This is a genomic window from Ruminococcus sp. 5_1_39BFAA, assembly GCF_964240875.1.
Classification (GTDB): domain Bacteria; phylum Bacillota; class Clostridia; order Lachnospirales; family Lachnospiraceae; genus Blautia_A.
Genome location: NZ_CAXSVO010000001.1, coordinates 535001 through 550759, shown reverse-complemented (window position 1 = coordinate 550759; position 15759 = coordinate 535001). Strand labels below are relative to the sequence as shown.

14 protein-coding genes are annotated in these 15759 nt (G+C 43.7%); 11 read left to right on the top strand and 3 right to left on the bottom strand.

Going from position 1 to position 15759, the window contains the following annotated elements; translation table 11 throughout:
* Positions 1–116: 116 nt before the first annotated feature.
* Entirely contained in the window at positions 117–1679 is a 1563-nt protein-coding gene (locus ACESZH_RS02430) for a response regulator (RefSeq protein WP_373216683.1), read from the bottom strand.
* 46 nt (positions 1680–1725) lie between these two features.
* Positions 1726–3519: a sensor histidine kinase gene (locus ACESZH_RS02425; protein ID WP_373216681.1), complete on the bottom strand. Its 1794-nt coding sequence runs from the start codon at positions 3517–3519 to the stop codon at positions 1726–1728.
* 198 nt (positions 3520–3717) lie between these two features.
* On the opposite strand from ACESZH_RS02425, the gene ACESZH_RS02420 reads away from it, so the two are divergent.
* From ACESZH_RS02420 to ACESZH_RS02370, 11 genes are all read left to right on the top strand, one after another.
* Entirely contained in the window at positions 3718–5232 is a 1515-nt protein-coding gene (locus tag ACESZH_RS02420; RefSeq protein ID WP_373216679.1) for a sugar ABC transporter ATP-binding protein, read from the top strand.
* Positions 5225–6211 carry an ABC transporter permease gene (locus ACESZH_RS02415; protein ID WP_373216678.1) on the top strand — a complete coding sequence of 329 codons (987 nt, stop codon included), beginning with the start codon at positions 5225–5227 and terminating at the stop codon, positions 6209–6211. Before ACESZH_RS02420 ends, ACESZH_RS02415 begins: the two co-directional genes overlap by 8 nt.
* Positions 6212–6228: 17 nt before the next feature.
* The gene (locus tag ACESZH_RS02410) at positions 6229–7320 is read left to right on the top strand and encodes a hypothetical protein (protein WP_373216677.1); all 1092 of its coding nucleotides are present in this window, start codon (positions 6229–6231) and stop codon (positions 7318–7320) included.
* Between the two features lie 61 nt (positions 7321–7381).
* Entirely contained in the window at positions 7382–8374 is a 993-nt protein-coding gene (locus ACESZH_RS02405) for an arabinose ABC transporter substrate-binding protein (RefSeq protein ID WP_373216675.1), read from the top strand.
* Between the two features lie 115 nt (positions 8375–8489).
* A complete protein-coding gene (locus tag ACESZH_RS02400) occupies positions 8490–9752 on the top strand; it encodes a uroporphyrinogen decarboxylase family protein (protein WP_373216674.1) in 1263 nt (420 codons plus the stop codon).
* An 86-nt stretch (positions 9753–9838) separates the two neighbouring features.
* Positions 9839–10948 (top strand): uroporphyrinogen decarboxylase family protein, encoded by a 1110-nt coding sequence (locus tag ACESZH_RS02395; protein WP_373216673.1) that lies wholly within the window; start codon positions 9839–9841, stop codon positions 10946–10948.
* A gap of 127 nt (positions 10949–11075) precedes the next feature.
* Positions 11076–12386 (top strand): O-acetylhomoserine aminocarboxypropyltransferase/cysteine synthase family protein, encoded by a 1311-nt coding sequence (locus ACESZH_RS02390; protein ID WP_373216671.1) that lies wholly within the window; start codon positions 11076–11078, stop codon positions 12384–12386.
* 136 nt (positions 12387–12522) lie between these two features.
* Positions 12523–12957, top strand: a complete 435-nt coding sequence (locus tag ACESZH_RS02385; protein WP_373216670.1) for an Rrf2 family transcriptional regulator — start codon at positions 12523–12525, stop codon at positions 12955–12957.
* Positions 12958–12981: 24 nt separating this feature from the next.
* Complete coding sequence (locus tag ACESZH_RS02380) at positions 12982–13434, top strand: DUF4869 domain-containing protein (protein WP_373216669.1); 453 nt, start codon at positions 12982–12984, stop codon at positions 13432–13434.
* Positions 13424–13831, top strand: a complete 408-nt coding sequence (locus ACESZH_RS02375) for an ATPase (RefSeq protein ID WP_373216667.1) — start codon at positions 13424–13426, stop codon at positions 13829–13831. The genes ACESZH_RS02380 and ACESZH_RS02375 overlap by 11 nt, the downstream gene beginning before the upstream one ends.
* Entirely contained in the window at positions 13831–14505 is a 675-nt protein-coding gene (locus ACESZH_RS02370; RefSeq protein ID WP_373216666.1) for a hypothetical protein, read from the top strand. Before ACESZH_RS02375 ends, ACESZH_RS02370 begins: the two co-directional genes overlap by 1 nt.
* Before the next feature lie 69 nt (positions 14506–14574).
* On the opposite strand, the gene ACESZH_RS02365 is transcribed toward ACESZH_RS02370, so the two are convergent.
* Entirely contained in the window at positions 14575–15753 is a 1179-nt protein-coding gene (locus ACESZH_RS02365) for an iron-containing alcohol dehydrogenase (RefSeq protein WP_373216665.1), read from the bottom strand.
* Between the last annotated feature and the right edge of the window lie 6 nt (positions 15754–15759).

The following is a 15759-nucleotide window of genomic DNA, read 5'->3' as shown; positions in this document are numbered from 1 at the left end:
GAATTATACTACATAATCAGATTTTGTCAAGAGGTCAATGGAAAATTCTTCATCCACATAAAACACCTGCACGGCACGCCTTTGGTGCCGCGGAATATTCTCAGTGAACGGTAACTTCAGGGATTCAGCATTTGGTCACGGTATTCTCCGGGCGTCATACCGACATATTTTTTAAAAATCGTGTAGAAACTCTGGGGATTATTAAAACCAGTGGCTGTCACGATTTCGTTGATTTTAATGTAGTCTTTTAAAAGCAATTCCTTTGCTTTTTCAATCCGCACGTTTCGGATATATTCATTGACGCTTTTTCCCGTTTCCTGTTTAAAGATTTTGGCCAGGTAAACTTTGTGTAACCAGAAAGTATCAGCAACGGTTTCAAGACTGATATCCTGCTGGTAATTATTTTTGATATAATGCAGGATGTTGCGGATGCGGACACTATATGAAGGTGCATCCATGTCCGAAGCTTCAACAAGCCGGGAAAAGCAGTTCTGAAACCATTGGAGAACACTGTCCGGCGTATTCATCTTATCAAATACATCAAAACTTAACGTCTCAGTTCCAAATACCGTTTCATACGAAACATTGCGCTTCTGGCAATTTTCCATAAGGATTTCCAAAAGCACGGCATTGACATAACTCAGATAATGATAGTGCATGATACCGTCAAGGCATTTACCGTAAATCTGGCTAAGCGTACTCAAAATGGTATCTTTATCCCGCTTTTCCAAAGAAGAACGGATTTGCTGGAATTGACTGTTCAGGGTGTCGATCTGGAATTTTTGATTCCGGTTATATTGGGGATTATAGAAAAGGTTTTTTCCAGTACCCTGAAAGATCTTGCTTTTAAATGCCTGATAGGATTCGTTGATCAACTGCTGCAAGCGCTCAGAATGCCTGCTTTGGCTGGAAACGCCAATGGTTATGGAACATCCGGTTAAAAGCTCCAACCGCTTTCTGATGAGCAGCAGACTCTGAAAACGGTTATTGAAGAGCTCCATCTGGCTGTTTTGATGTTTCATAAAACAGAGGATCAGAAGATAGTGACCGTGATAGACGGAAGCCTCCCCTTTTCCGGACTCGTTCAGACAGCTTTGGAGCTCTTCCGCCAGAATATCCCATTCAGAGGGAAGACATGAAAAGCCTTCCATGCAGCAAGTGCAGCAGAAAAATTCTTCCCCTTTTGCAGTGTTGGAATCCAGAAGATGAACGGCCTCCTGTTGTTCACTGGGAATGGCTGAGAGGGCCTTTGTTAAAATTTTGGAATTTGAGGAGGACAGAAGGTGGTTTTGCGAGTCGTCCGGATCATCCAATTTGTTCAGGCCTTCTAACAGATTGTATAGGACTTCACCAGTGAGAGCATCTTTTATGAGATAGTCCATCACGCCTAATTTTAATGCTTGTTTAGCATAAGAAAAGTTCTCATGGCAGCTTAGTATAACCACCTTCTGCGTCGGACAGATTGTTTTCACCTGCTCCAAAAACTCCAGTCCGTCCATCACCGGCATTTGTACGTCGGTTATAATTAAGTCCGGTTGTTTTACGGAATAATATTCCAGAGCCTGCCTGCCATTGCGGGCCTCATATATAATTTTAAAACCTGTTTTTTCCCAGTCTATGGTCATTTTCAGAAGTTCCCGTGCAGGACGTTCATCGTCTACAAGCATGACTGTTTTCATAAAAAATCTCCTTTCACAAATGGTGTTTCATTCAGATCGATCAACTTTAAACGGGGATACTGAAGCTAAAGCTGGTCCCCTCTTGTGGGGAACTCTCAATGACCAGATGGCTGCTGGCACCATAACTCAGTATAAGCCGGGCATTTACGTTGGTGATCCCTATACGGCTGTAGCCTTTTGCGGAGGGTCTCAGCCGTTCCTCCAGTTGAGAGAGCTGAGACTTGGAAATACCGGCACCGTCGTCCCAGACGATAACCCAAAGCCGATTGTCTGCTACTCTTGCTTTTACACGGATACTGCCGCCATCGTTGGGAGCAATTCCGTGAAAAAGGGAATTTTCCACGAGAGGCTGTAAGATCAATTTTGGCAGGAGAACAGCGGAAATATCTATTGGGATATCGCATTGGAAATCAATAGGAAAATCGTACCTCTCTTTTTGGATATCCATGTAGTGATACAGATTTTCCACTTCCTCATTTAGGGGAATCATGAGCTTTTCCGTAGACATACTGGTTCTAAGCAGGGCATTGAAGGAGCTGATCAGGTTTTCAAGCCTTTCTGCTTTTGCAATTTTTGCCATATATTTCATGGTATTCAAGGTGTTATGGATAAAATGCGGATTAATCTGGGATTCCAGCAGATCAAGCTGGGATTGGATCAGAGCCACCTCATTTTTTCGGGTCTCTTCCTCCTGGGCAGCTATCCGGGCTGTCATTTCCTGCAGTGCCAGGTTCATCTTGTTAAATCCCTTTAGCGTTTCGGACATCTCATTTTCCTGGGTGACAGGAATGGGGGAGGGCCATTCTCCTTTTCGGATCGTGCGCATAGCTTCGTTTAAAACACGAATAGGGATCGTGATATGCTGTGTCAAATAATAATGGATGATACAGGCAAAAAATATCAGAACAAAATATACAGAAATCAGGGTTGTAAAAATATTTTTCAGGGGCTGGTAAATATCGCGGCAGTCAATAAAGCTTACGATCCGCCAGTTGGGATATTGGTTGACCTTAGTAGAATAACCCATATATGTGGTGCTGTTCATGGATATACGCTGGCCAAGAGCCGGGTAATCGTTAGCCAGAAGCTGCTTAAGCTCCGGAGAAGAGTCAGGATTTAACGGATTGGAATAAATGATATTCTGGTTTTTGTCCACAATATAAAATTGATTCCATGTTTCCTGAAAAAGCTCTTCCAAATCCTTAAACAGGCTGTTTCGGTTAATATTGATAGCAATATAGCCCAAATCCTGATAATTGTCTTTATCGTAAAGGCGTCCAAAACAGGTGAGGGTGGAGTTCTGGCTGACAGAATCCGCCTCCTCAGCCCTGAAGGGAAAGGAGCTAGGGGCGGAAATACGAAGTGTAAGCTGGGAATCCAAAAATTTTTGGAATTCCGGATTGTCATCCACCAACCATCGGTAAGTATCCAGACTGTACAAGGGGTCTAGGATTGTACCTTCTTTTGAGATGGCAAAAACAGAGCGTATATTCAGTGTCTTCTTATCTGTATCGCTGATTGCTTTTTTTAATGTGCTTTGGAACTGTTCTGAATCTTTCAGGGAGGAGTCCAGAGTCAGAGCGGACATAGTCTCCTGAACCTGCGGCCTTTTAACAAGAGAAAAATGATAATTCCAGATTTCTTTAATCCTGTTATCCAGAAGCGTGCTTGCAAATTCCATCTGCTGACTGGCTACCATGTTAATTTCCGCTGTCAATTTGTCAGAAAACAAGGAAGTGATGACAAAAGCAAAAATGGAAAAAATAGCGGTGGTGGTAGCAAGAAACATGAGTATGAGCCGGGTACTTATTTTTTTAATTTTATATTTACGAAATTTCATTCCGATATCTCCTCGTTGTGATATTTACCAAATATATACTCTCTTTATAACATATTTTTGATAAAAATACTGTAAAAAAAGTGAATTGGCTAATTTTGTTGATGAAAAATTAATAACTTTGATAGTTTCGGAAAAGAAATAAAGGTAATATAACACAAAAGAAAGGCAATTGCAATAAATCATAAAGGAGGCATTGTTGTGGGAAGCGTATTAGAGTTTAGCGGCATTTCCAAATATTTTCCAGGTGTAAAAGCCCTTGACGATATTTCCTTTAAAGCCTATGGCGGAGAGGTACTGGCATTTTTAGGGGAAAATGGTGCAGGGAAATCTACACTGTTGAAAGTGTTAAATGGTGACTATCAGCCAACAAAAGGAAAGTATTTATTGGATGGCGTAGAAAAGCACCACTTTCATACGCCGCAGGAAGCAATAGAGGAAGGGATTAGTGTAATTTATCAGGAACGCCAGATTCTGCTGGAATTAAGTGTTGCGGAAAATATTTTTCTCGGCAGGATGCCGTCTAATAAGCTGGGTGTAATTGATACAAAAAAGGCAAATCAAATGGCACAGAAAATTATCAACGATTTTGGACTGCCCATAGATCCGTCTGCTAAGGTTAAAGATTTGAGTATCGCCTATCAGCAGATGGTAGAAATCATGAAAGCATACAGCCGCGAAAATCTTAAAGTAATTTGCTTTGATGAGCCTACTGCAAGTTTGAGTGATTCAGAGATTGAGAGCCTGTTTTCCATAATCGAAAAGCTGAAAGCGGAAGGAAAGATTGTAATTTATGTATCCCACCGCATGAGTGAGCTGCAGCGTATTACAGATAAGGTGGCTATCTTTAAAGATGGAAGATACGTTGACACTGTTGTGACCGGGGAGATCTCTGAGAAAGAGATGATTAAAATGATGGTCGGCAGGGACTTAGGAGATATTTATAATGATCTGGACCGGGATAAGGAGATTGGAGAGGTTCTTCTTGAAGTGAAAAATGTTTCTTCTGACTACGTAAAGCCGGTGTCCTTTACCCTACATAAAGGCGAAGTCCTTGGCTTTTCAGGTTTAGTCGGTGCAGGGCGGACAGAAGTGATGCGCGCTATTATAGGAGCAGATCCGATGCGAAGCGGAGAAATATATCTGGAAGGAAAGAAAATTGTAAATCGTTCTCCGAAAGAAGCAATGGATAATGGCATCGTTCTTGTCCCGGAAGACCGTAAATTACAGGGGATTTTGGCAAACCTTGATATAAAGGACAATATAAGTATCAGCCTTCTTGATAAGAATGCTGATCGATTAGGGATTGTCAATTCAAAAAAGGAGCGCGAGGCGGCGGAAAAGGGAATCCGTGATTTCAGGATCAAAACCCCGTCTGCATCAAAGAAAATCGTAGAGCTTTCCGGCGGAAACCAGCAAAAGTGCATCGTTGCCCGGTGGATTGCAACCAATCCTAAAGTATTGATTCTGGATGAACCTACAAAGGGAATTGACGTGGGAGCGAAATCTGAGTTTTATAACATGATCTGCGAGTTTGCAAAACAGGGTTTAGGAGTTATTTTAGTGTCTTCTGAGCTGCCGGAGGTTATCGGTTTGTCAGATCGTATAATCGTTATGAAATCGTTACGGATCACCGGAGAGGTTCTGCGTGAAGAGGCTACGGAAGACAGGCTGCTTAGCCTGGGAATGATAGGGGAGGAAATGAAAGATGAATAATGCAAAGCAGAAGAAAAAAATAATCGGCGGAGATAAGCTGATCCTTATCGCTGCGATCATAGTAGTATTTATTTTATTTACATCATTGAACAGAAACTTTTTTTCATGGACCAATATTGTAAATCTTCTGATAGCAGCCTCTCTTGTGGGACTTGTTGCCATCGGACATACATATCTGATCATTGCAGGACAGAACGATCTGTCTCCTGGTTCGCTGGCTGCTTTATGCGGTGTTGTCGCAGCTCTTTTAGTCAGTAAAGGGATGCCCTTTGGACTTTCATTGATCGTTACGATTATTGTAGGTGCACTAGTAGGTGTATTCAATGCGTGGATGGTGAACTGCATCAAACTGGAAGCGTTTATTGCAACGCTGGTTACCCAGACAATCATCCGGGGTTTTGCCTATATTCTGTGTGATGGAAAACCAGTAGCGATCAGCGATGCAACGTTCCTTTATATCGGTAAAGTAAGGTTTTTGACAATTCCGTTATCCGTATGGATCATGTTGATCGCAGTGGCGATTTTTGGTTTTATCCTTGCAAAGACTAAATTTGGACGCGGTATCTATGCCATCGGCGGAAATATGGATGCGGCCCGCCTGGCAGGTTTAAATCCAAGGAGACTGATCTTACTGTGCTATATTATGATGGGTGTGCTGTGTGCCGTAGGCGGAACAATTTTTGCGGCACGTATGAACTCCGGTCAGCCCGCTGCCTGTGTAAACCTTGAGTTTGATGCGATCACTGCGGTTGTTCTTGGCGGCGTGTCATTTACCGGCGGTGTAGGAAATATGTTCGGAACCTTCCTTGGTATTTTGCTGATCCAGGCATTTAATACAGGTCTTACCATGGTTAACGTTCCATCGTTCTGGCAGTATGTTGCCCGTGGAGGATTATTACTGTTTGCACTGACTTCCGACTTTATTCGTGAGAGAAACCGTCAGAAGAGTTTACTGGAAGCAAGTATGAAGAACTTATAACTAATGAGGAGGTAAAAATGGGCAGGAAGTTTCAGACAGATATTGAATTAGAGACAAAGCCGGATTTCCTGGAATGTATGGACAGGGTCTATGCGTGGTATGAGAATGAAATCATCGACAGAGTGCCGGTCCGTTTTTCCGCACATAATGCAGAATACAATGTGATTGATAAAACCAACCGCTGGAGCAGCATGAAAGAAAAGTGGTTTGATACACAGTATCAGGTTGAACGCTTTGAAAAGGGGATTGAGGGAAAGGTTTTTCTCGGAGAGACGTTTCCGGTTTACTGGCCGAATTTAGGGCCTAACGTATATCCCTGTATGCTGGGATGTGATGTTGAATTCGGTGATGTTACTACATGGGCAAAGCATACACTGAATGAAGTATCTGAATATGACAAGATCTATTTTTCAATGGAAAATGAGTATTTCAGAAAGCTGGAAGAAATGACTAAGTACGCTATTTCCAGATGCAAGGGAAAATATATGGTAGGCTATACGGATATTCACAGTGGAGGTGATGCTGCGGATGCTTTGAGAGGAACCCAGGAGCTTCTTATGGATATATACGATGAACCGGAGGAGACAAAAAAACTAATTGAGAAATGTGGTGAGGCTTTCGGCACAGTATTTGAGCACTTTAATAAAATGCTTAAAGATGCCGGACAGCCGTCTGTAACCTGGATCAATATTCCTTCCTTTGACACATTCCATATTCCAGGCACTGACCTGGGAGCTATGCTTTCACCGGAAATGTACAATGAATATATTCTTCCGGAAGTAATAAAAGAGGTGAAGTATGCGAAGCATAATGTATTTCATGTAGACGGAAAAGGCGTTGCAAGACATTTGGACAGCCTTCTGGAAATCGATGAAATATGCGGGTATCAGTGGGTTCAGGGAATGGGTGCAGACGAGCCGATCATGCAGTGGGTTCCTATGATAAAAAAGATCCAGGACAGAAAGAAAGGTATTGTAGTAGATTTAAAACCGGCAGAGCTGGATAGCTTTATGGACGCAGTAAAGCCCAACGGAATCTATCTATGTATTGACACATCGGTAGAAGAAGAACAGAGGGCAATTCTTAAAAAATTAGAAAAATGGAAATAAACGCGAACCATAAACGTGTAAGCACGTGTGGAAATAAAAAATTAAATCATGGAGGTAAAAAATGATGAAAAAGAGAGTTTTAGGTGTATTACTTAGCGCAGCAATGGCAGCTTCTATGCTTGCGGTACCGAGCACAGTTTCCGCAGAAGAGGATAAACTTCTGGTTTATGGCATTTACAAATCCGGTGACCAGACATGGTTCCTGGACGAGGGGGCTGCGGCACAGAAGGCAGTGGAAGAAGCAGGCGGGGAATTCATTTATGTTGACGTTAAGTTAAGCCCGGAAGAATATCTCAAAGCCCTGGACAATGCAATTGCAAACGGAGCATCCGGTGTTGTTACCTGTACGCCGGACCAGACAATGTCCCAGGCAGTTGTCGACAAATTAGCTGAAGCAGGGATCCCGGTTGTAGCAGCAGATGATGCTCTGGAAGCAGACGGCGAAAAACTCGCTCCATGGGTTGGAATCAATGCCTATGCAATTGGCGCTACAAACGGCGAGTGGATTGCAAACTACGCAATTGAAAATAATCTGGTAGATGATCCGGAAGTTGGGCTGCTCCTTATGACCATTGATACTGTTTCCGGATGTGTACCGCGTACAGATGGAGAGTACGACAAATTTACAGAGCTTTGCCCGGATTTTGATACAGACAAAATCTTCAGAGCAGACAATGACGGAACAACAGACAAGGGGAACACTGCAGCAGCAGCCGTTATCACAGCTCATCCGGAGATCAAAAAATGGCTTGTGACAGGCGCAAACGAAGAGTCCTGTATTGGTGCAGCAAGAGCTCTTGAGAGTGCCGGTCTGGATGCAGATGCCTGTGTAGTTGGGCTTGGCGGATATATGGCAAAAGACGAGTACAAGAAAGAGGGCGGCTCCTGTATGAAAGCTTCCACATATTTCTCTTCTGACGCTGTAGGTGCAGGTTCCGTAGAAGTATTGTTAGACCTTATTGCAGGCAATGATGTAGAAATGGAAACAGCAGTAGATGCAATTATCGTTACTCCTGAAAACTACGAAGAGGTTATGGGAGATGCTGCCAAATAAGCAGAATTAAATGAAGTGAACCCATAAAAATGAAGCAGGGGAGCGGTTCTGATGATTGGAACAGTTTCCCTGCTTTTTTGGTTCAAAACAATAACAGAAAGCATGAGGTATAAAAATGACATCAAGAGAACGTTTAATAGCGGCCATCAATCATCAGGAGCCGGACTATGTCCCACTGGATTTAGGTTCTAATGGTCAGACGGGCATGAGCGCCAGCACCCTTTACAGATTACGGAAAGCGTATGGGCTGGATGAGCATCCTATCCGTATCAGTGAACCATTTCAGCTTCTGGGGGAGGTAGAAGAGGATCTTCTTAAAAAAGTAGGCGCTGATGTAGTTCCTCTGTGGAATCGGGGGAATCTGCTCGGTTTATCTAACAATTATACAAAGCCCTGGAAAATGACGGACCAGACTCCGGTATGGATGCCGGATAATTTTGAATATGATCTGGATGAAAAGGGAGATACTTTTGTATATCCCTGCGGTGACAGATGTGCGCCATACAGTGCGCATATGACAAATGACGGCTTCTTTTTTGACAATATAGACCGTGCGCCGGAGGTGGATGAGGATGATCTGACACCTCTTGAGGATTTTAAAGACAATTATACAGTAAAAACGGAAGAAGACTGCCAATATTGGGAAAAAAATGCCACACGCCTTTATGAGAATACGGATTACGGCATCATGGGAGTTCTTGGCGGAATGGGACTTGGAGATTCGGCTGAAATTCCCGGTCCATTTCTTAAAAATCCGAAAGGGATCCGTAAATTTGAGGACTGGATGATGGCGCATCTCCTTTACCCGGAATATGTGGAAGAGATTTTTGAATATCAGACAGAAGTCATGCTGAAAAACCTGGAGATGTATAAACAGGCAGTGGGCGATAAAATCCAGGTTATCTGGATAAGCGGCACTGACTTCGGTTCACAGAATGCCATGATATATTCGAAACAGGTATTTCGCGATATGTATAAGCCTTACTATAAGCGTGTAAATGACTGGGTACACCAGAACACAAGCTGGAAAACCTTTTATCATTCCTGCGGCGCAGTTGCAGAGCTTATTCCGGAGTTTATCGATATGGGAGTGGATATCCTCAATCCGGTTCAGTGCTCCGCAGCAGGTATGGATCCGCATAAGCTGAAAGACACTTACGGAAAGGATATTGTATTTTGGGGCGGCGGAGTTGATACTCAGAAAACACTCCCGATGGGGACACCGGAGGAAGTCCGCAAGGAAGTTTTAAGCCGTCTGGAAATATTCTCTAAAGGCGGCGGATACGTATTTACAAGTATTCATAATGTTGTGGCAAAGGTTCCTGTCGAAAATCTTATGGCAATGTATGATGCGGTAAGAGAATTCAGAGGCTTATAGTAATATCCGGATAGCCAGCAATGAAATATGGGAAAAGATCCATAATCTGACAGTTGGCAGTAAAAACAATAAAGGGGGAAATATTTATGAACGCAAGAGAACGGGTATTGGCAGTTGTAAACAGAAAAGTTCCGGATAGAATCCCTAAAGATCTAAGCTGGGGCTTGTGTCCTGCCAAGGAGGAAGAATTTAGAAGAAGAACAGGAAAAGAGGATTATTACGAGTATTTTGACTTGGATGTACGGATCCTGGATTTCGCTCCTACCAGGCTGAAACGGGATTTTTCCCAATATTATATAGGAAGGGATACGGAACGAGGCTTTTCCATTAACGAATGGGGAGTGGGGAGCGGCAGATCCCAGGATGAAAGCCTGCATTTTGAACACATCATTTCGCCGTTTAAGGAAGGAATGACAGAGGAGGAAGCGGCTGCGTTTCCGCTCCCTGATTTTCTGGAAGAGTACAGGCATAGTCATTTCAAAAAGACTGTAGAGGATTACCACGAAAGAGGACTGGCTGTCTGCGGAAGTCTTGTGCAGACTATTTTTGAGAAATCCTGGGCTATCCGCGGATTTGAGGAAACTATGATGGATATGCTGGTGGAACCTGAGGCGATCAGCATTTTATTTGACCGGATCACAGAGCTGCGTATCCAGCAGATGAAGCTGATGGTGGAAGCAGGCATTGATGTACTGATGCTGGGCGACGATGTGGGGATGCAGAGCGGAATGCTCATGGGAGTAGATACCTGGAGAGAGTTTTTAAAGCCCAGAATGGCAAAAATTATCCGGGAGGCTAAGAAAATCAGACCGGATCTTCCTGTCTTTTATCACTCCTGCGGAGATCCCGGCGCGATCATACCGGAATTAATTGAGATCGGCGTTACCGTGTTAAATCCTATTCAACCGGAATGTCTGGACCATCAATTTGTAAAAGAAACATATGGAGATAAGCTGGCTTTCTGGGGAGGAATCAGCGCGCAGACCAATCTTTCATTTGGTACGCCGGAGCAGGTAAAAGAGGAGGTAAAGCGCTGTATTGAAGTTCTGGGAAAGGATGGCGGTTATTTGATCGGACCTAATCACATGGTGGAACCGGAGGTGCCATGGGAGAATCTGGAGGCTTTTTTTGAGGCGGTAGAGTTGTATGGGGATTACGGAAATTCGGTGAGTCAGGAGAAATCGTGTCAGCTATAGCCAAAAACTATAACCAACAGTGCGTTTTATATATTGGACAGAATAAAATCAATGGGGTAGAATAACCTTGTAAACAGATAGGGAATATAAAATACATTATTTGGAGATAGAAAAGGAGAACATGACAATGAGCAAGAAAACAAGAGCAGAAAGAGATTTTAAATTTGAAACATTACAGTTGCACGTTGGACAGGAAAAACCGGATCCGGCGACAGGCGCGAGAGCAGTCCCGATTTACCAGACTTCCTCTTATGTATTTGATAATTGCAATCACGCAGCCGCAAGATTTGGCCTGTCTGACGCGGGCAACATTTATGGAAGGCTGACCAATCCTACGGAGGATGTTTTTGAACAGCGTATTGCAGCTCTGGAGGGTGGAGTGGCAGCCCTGGCGGTAGCATCCGGTGCGGCGGCGATCTCCTATACTTTTGAAAATCTGGCTCAGGCAGGGGATCATATCGTATCCGCTAAAAATATTTACGGCGGTACTTTTAATTTCCTGGCACATACATTTCCTCAGTTTGGTGTAAACACCACCTTCGTAGACATTTTTGATTTCAAAGCGATCGAGGAGGCCATCCAGGATAATACAAAGGCTCTTTTCATAGAGACACTTGGCAATCCAAATTCTGACGTAGTAGACATCGAAGCAGTTGCAAAGATTGCCCATGCACATAAGATTCCTCTGGTAGTTGACAATACCTTTGCAACGCCGTACCTGGTTCGTCCTATTGAGTATGGTGCAGATATCGTGGTACATTCCGCCACAAAATTTATCGGCGGACATGGATCGGCTATTGGCGGTGTGATTGTGGACGGCGGAAAGTTTGACTGGGAGGCATCCGGTAAGTTTGCCTCTTTGGTAGACCCGAATCCAAGCTACCATGGAATCAGCTTTACAAAGGCAGTTGGAGCCGCCGCTTTCGTGACAAAAATTCGTGCAATCCTCCTTCGTGACACAGGTGCGACCGTTTCTCCGTTCCATTCCTTCCTGTTTCTGCAGGGATTGGAGACACTTTCCCTGCGGGTAGAACGTCATGTGGAAAATGCACTGAAGGTTGTGGAATATTTGAATAATCATCCGCAGGTAGAGAAAGTAAATCATCCTTCTGTATCCGAAGATCCGGAACAGAAGAGGCTTTACGAGAAATATTTCCCGAACGGCGGTGGTTCCATCTTTACCTTTGAGATCAAAGGCGATGCTGAAAAAGCTAAGAAGTTTATCGACAATCTGGAGCTGTTCTCCCTTCTGGCAAATGTGGCAGATGTGAAATCCCTTGTAATCCATCCAGCTACCACGACCCACAGCCAGTGTACAGAGGAAGAGCTGGCAGACCAGGGCATTAAGCCCAACACGATCCGTCTTTCCATCGGTACAGAGAATGTAGCGGACATCCTGGAAGACCTGGAGGAAGCATTTAAAGCAACGGCGGAATAAATTTAATACTTAATCCTTTACATGCGCAGAAGGCGGGCTGTCAGACGAGAACAGCCCGCCAAATTTTGCGTTGCGAAAAGAATATGCAAATGGTAAAATTAAAATAATATGAATACGTTAGTCAGGGAGGAAAAGCATGAAGATATCTACCAGAGGAAGATACGCCATACGTCTGATGCTTGATTTGGCAATGAACTGTTCGGGAGAGCCGATCCGCTTGAAGGATGTGGCGAAAAGACAGGAGATTTCCGAAAAATATTTGGAGCAGATCATTTCAATCTTAAATAAAGCCGGTTTTGTAAGAAGTGTAAGAGGTCCCCAGGGTGGTTACACGCTGCTGAAGGATCCGGAGGAATACACGGTGGGCATGATCCTGCGGCTCACGGAAGGGAGCCTGGCGCCTGTGGAGTGCGCAGGGAATGGAAGCCAATACTGTGACCGGGAAGACAACTGTGCGACCAGGATCCTGTGGAAAAAACTGGACGATGCGATAAACAGTGTGGTGGATACCATTACGCTTGAAGATCTTATGAACTGGCAGGCCGCAAAGGCAGATGATTATGTGATATAAATCCATTTTGGGGAGCTGAATGATTTGATATATTTATATACGGAAAAACAGGAATCTGATAACTGGATATTGAAAAACGATTTATATTTTAATTTATATACCAGTAACCTTCCGTTTACGGAGCAAGATAAAAGAGCAGTCTTTCAAATTGACGGAGCCAGAATAACAGAAGATAAACATATTGAAACAAAATATGGTCTGGGAACAGTCCGCAACCTCTCCAGTGGATGTAAAACATATTTAAATGTGATAAAGAATCCGGATAGAGTTGTCAGCGCAAAAGAATGTGGAGGAAATGTGTTGACACTGCTTTTTAGACTGGATGGAATCCATATCTATATGGATTGCCCTGAACGCTTTGAAATAGGCAAAGACACACAAATTATGATCAATGATAAGGAGATCGTGGTAGGAAAAGCGGGTTATGAAGCATGGTGGAGCAAAGAGTACAAGAGGAGGGCAGAAGATGATTTATAATACGATTGAATTTCAGGCAAGCCCTTTTGAATACAATTTGCAGTTCACTAACCGCATCACGTTGGTGAGAGGAGACAGCGCGACAGGAAAAACATATCTATATCAGATATTAGAGGATTTAAAGCAATTGGACATCTATAAAAATATCAGATTGTTTAATTATAAAAGCGAAGATTTTCACACCAGCCTGCAGTCTTGTCGAGGCAAATTTATTGTGATAGACAATGCGGATACGATTTTGGAGGAAAAAGACAAAAGATTTATTAATTTTGAAAAAAGTAATCAGTACCTTCTTTTTCTTAGAAATTGTGACGGATTAAATGTTTCAGCAGATAGTTTTACGGTATTGCAGGAAGAAAAATATCATGTATCTCTGCGGAAAGAATTGGTAAGGTAATGAAATATTTGTGGACAGAAGACCAGGGAGCAGGGCTGCATTTCTGGCAGTTAGTAAATCAATATTTGTTTCAAAATAAAATGGTGATCGAAAGCAAAGGAAGTAATCAGGGACTGCTGGATGCGGTCAGAAGCCTGGAACCAGCGGAGAATGATGCCTATTATCTGGCTTTTGATATTGTCTATGACAATATGGATGTAGTTAATAAATTGCTGGAGCTGCAGGAACTGAAAGCGAAATATCCAGAGCAGATTATTATGCTGGATATGACTTGTTTTGAGCATATCATTTTTTCTTTCAGCAAATTGATAGAATGGACAGGAAGCGGGCATAAGGATGTGATAAACATGCGTAAATATATTCTGGAAGCCATTAAAGATCACAGGATTAATCTGGAGGAGATTACGGACGAAAAGACGAAACGCTATTTGATGGGATTTAAGCGATTTTCTACAGAGAGAGTGATAAAGTCTATGACATATATGCTGACTGACGGAGATGCCTGGAGTGTAAAGGGCAGAACACTTGGTGATTGCTGGCATAAAGATTGCTGCGTTCTGAGCAGCAAAGATAATAAGAAATGTCATTTGGGCGCTATGACAGGATTTGAGAAAATGGAAGAATTATTATCAGATACAGAATTTCAAAGAATAGCCAGTGCCATCCAAATGTAAGCAAGGGAGTGCAGGTAAGTTGATGCCTGCACTCCCTGTTTTTGGGTGAGTAACGGATCGGTCGCCAGCCTACCGCGCCATCCGGTAAATTTCCAGCATATCTGCCTTGTGCAGAACTTTCGCAGACCCTTTCTTATCGCCTGAGGCAATACTGCACTTTTCTGCAAGTTCTTCAATCTGTTCATCGGTAGGATGAATCCCCAGCTCAGACATGGAAATAGGCATATGGATCTCATGGAGAAAATCTTCGAATGCCCGGATCCCTGCCAGAGCAGTATCCTCCAGCGTTCCGCTCTCCTCAACACTCATAACACGAACTGCAAATTTCTGGAAACGGTGGAGACAATCTCTGTAAACATAACGGGCCCAACTTCCCCACAGTGCAGCCAGTCCGGCGCCGTGAGCCACGTCAAACATTCCGCTGATCTCATGCTCCAGGGCATGTGTGGCAAAATCGTTGCCGCCGTTGCCGCATCCGGTAAGCCCATTGTGGGAAAGGCTGCCCGCCCACATCACCTCAGCGCGGGCATCGTAATTCTGAGGATCATTTGCGAGGATTTTTGCATTGACCATAACTGTGCGCATCAGGCCCTCTGCAATGGAGTCAGTAATCTCCATATTTCCGCCGTTGGTAAAATAGCGTTCCATGGTGTGCATCAGAATATCTGTGCAGCCGCAGGCTGTCTGATAATCCGGAAGAGTCATGGTAAGCTCCGGGTTCATCACGGCAAAAACAGGGCGGGCATAGTCACTGCTGTAGCCGCGCTTGATCCAGCCCTCCTCTTTTGTGATAACAGAGGAATCGCTCATTTCACTGCCAGTAGCCGCCAGGGTCAGAACAACACCGACGGGCAGGCATCCTGTGGCTGTCCGCTTTCTGTCATAAAGCTCCCATACATCGCCTTCATTAGCAACACCGTACCCGATTGCTTTTGCAGAATCAATAGCACTGCCGCCGCCTACGGCCAGAATGAAATCAATGCCTTCCTTTTTTACCAGCTCAATGCCTTCGTAAACCAGGGAAAGTCTGGGATTGGGGACAACACCGCCTAACTCCGCGTAAGGAATCTGTTCTGCATCCAGCGATTTTTTGATCCTGTCCAAAAGACCGGAGCGCTTCACGCTTCCGCCCCCATAATGAATGAGGACTTTAGTACCTCCTGCTTCTTTTATGAGCTGTCCGGTCTGTTCTTCCGTGCTTTTTCCAAACACTACTTTTGTAGGAGTATAATAGTTAAAATTGTTCATATGCTT

Excerpts from the sequence above, each read along its gene's own strand:
- ACESZH_RS02430 (WP_373216683.1), bottom strand. The coding sequence starts at position 1,679 with ATGAAAACAGTCATGCTTGTAGACGATGAACGTCCTGCACGGGAACTT.
- ACESZH_RS02425 (WP_373216681.1), bottom strand. The coding sequence starts at position 3,519 with ATGAAATTTCGTAAATATAAAATTAAAAAAATAAGTACCCGGCTCATA.
- ACESZH_RS02415 (WP_373216678.1), top strand. The coding sequence starts at position 5,225 with ATGAATAATGCAAAGCAGAAGAAAAAAATAATCGGCGGAGATAAGCTG.
- ACESZH_RS02410 (WP_373216677.1), top strand. The coding sequence starts at position 6,229 with ATGGGCAGGAAGTTTCAGACAGATATTGAATTAGAGACAAAGCCGGAT.
- ACESZH_RS02405 (WP_373216675.1), top strand. The coding sequence starts at position 7,382 with ATGATGAAAAAGAGAGTTTTAGGTGTATTACTTAGCGCAGCAATGGCA.
- ACESZH_RS02400 (WP_373216674.1), top strand. The coding sequence starts at position 8,490 with ATGACATCAAGAGAACGTTTAATAGCGGCCATCAATCATCAGGAGCCG.
- ACESZH_RS02395 (WP_373216673.1), top strand. The coding sequence starts at position 9,839 with ATGAACGCAAGAGAACGGGTATTGGCAGTTGTAAACAGAAAAGTTCCG.
- ACESZH_RS02390 (WP_373216671.1), top strand. The coding sequence starts at position 11,076 with ATGAGCAAGAAAACAAGAGCAGAAAGAGATTTTAAATTTGAAACATTA.
- ACESZH_RS02385 (WP_373216670.1), top strand. The coding sequence starts at position 12,523 with ATGAAGATATCTACCAGAGGAAGATACGCCATACGTCTGATGCTTGAT.
- ACESZH_RS02375 (WP_373216667.1), top strand. The coding sequence starts at position 13,424 with ATGATTTATAATACGATTGAATTTCAGGCAAGCCCTTTTGAATACAAT.
- ACESZH_RS02370 (WP_373216666.1), top strand. The coding sequence starts at position 13,831 with ATGAAATATTTGTGGACAGAAGACCAGGGAGCAGGGCTGCATTTCTGG.
- ACESZH_RS02365 (WP_373216665.1), bottom strand. The coding sequence starts at position 15,753 with ATGAACAATTTTAACTATTATACTCCTACAAAAGTAGTGTTTGGAAAA.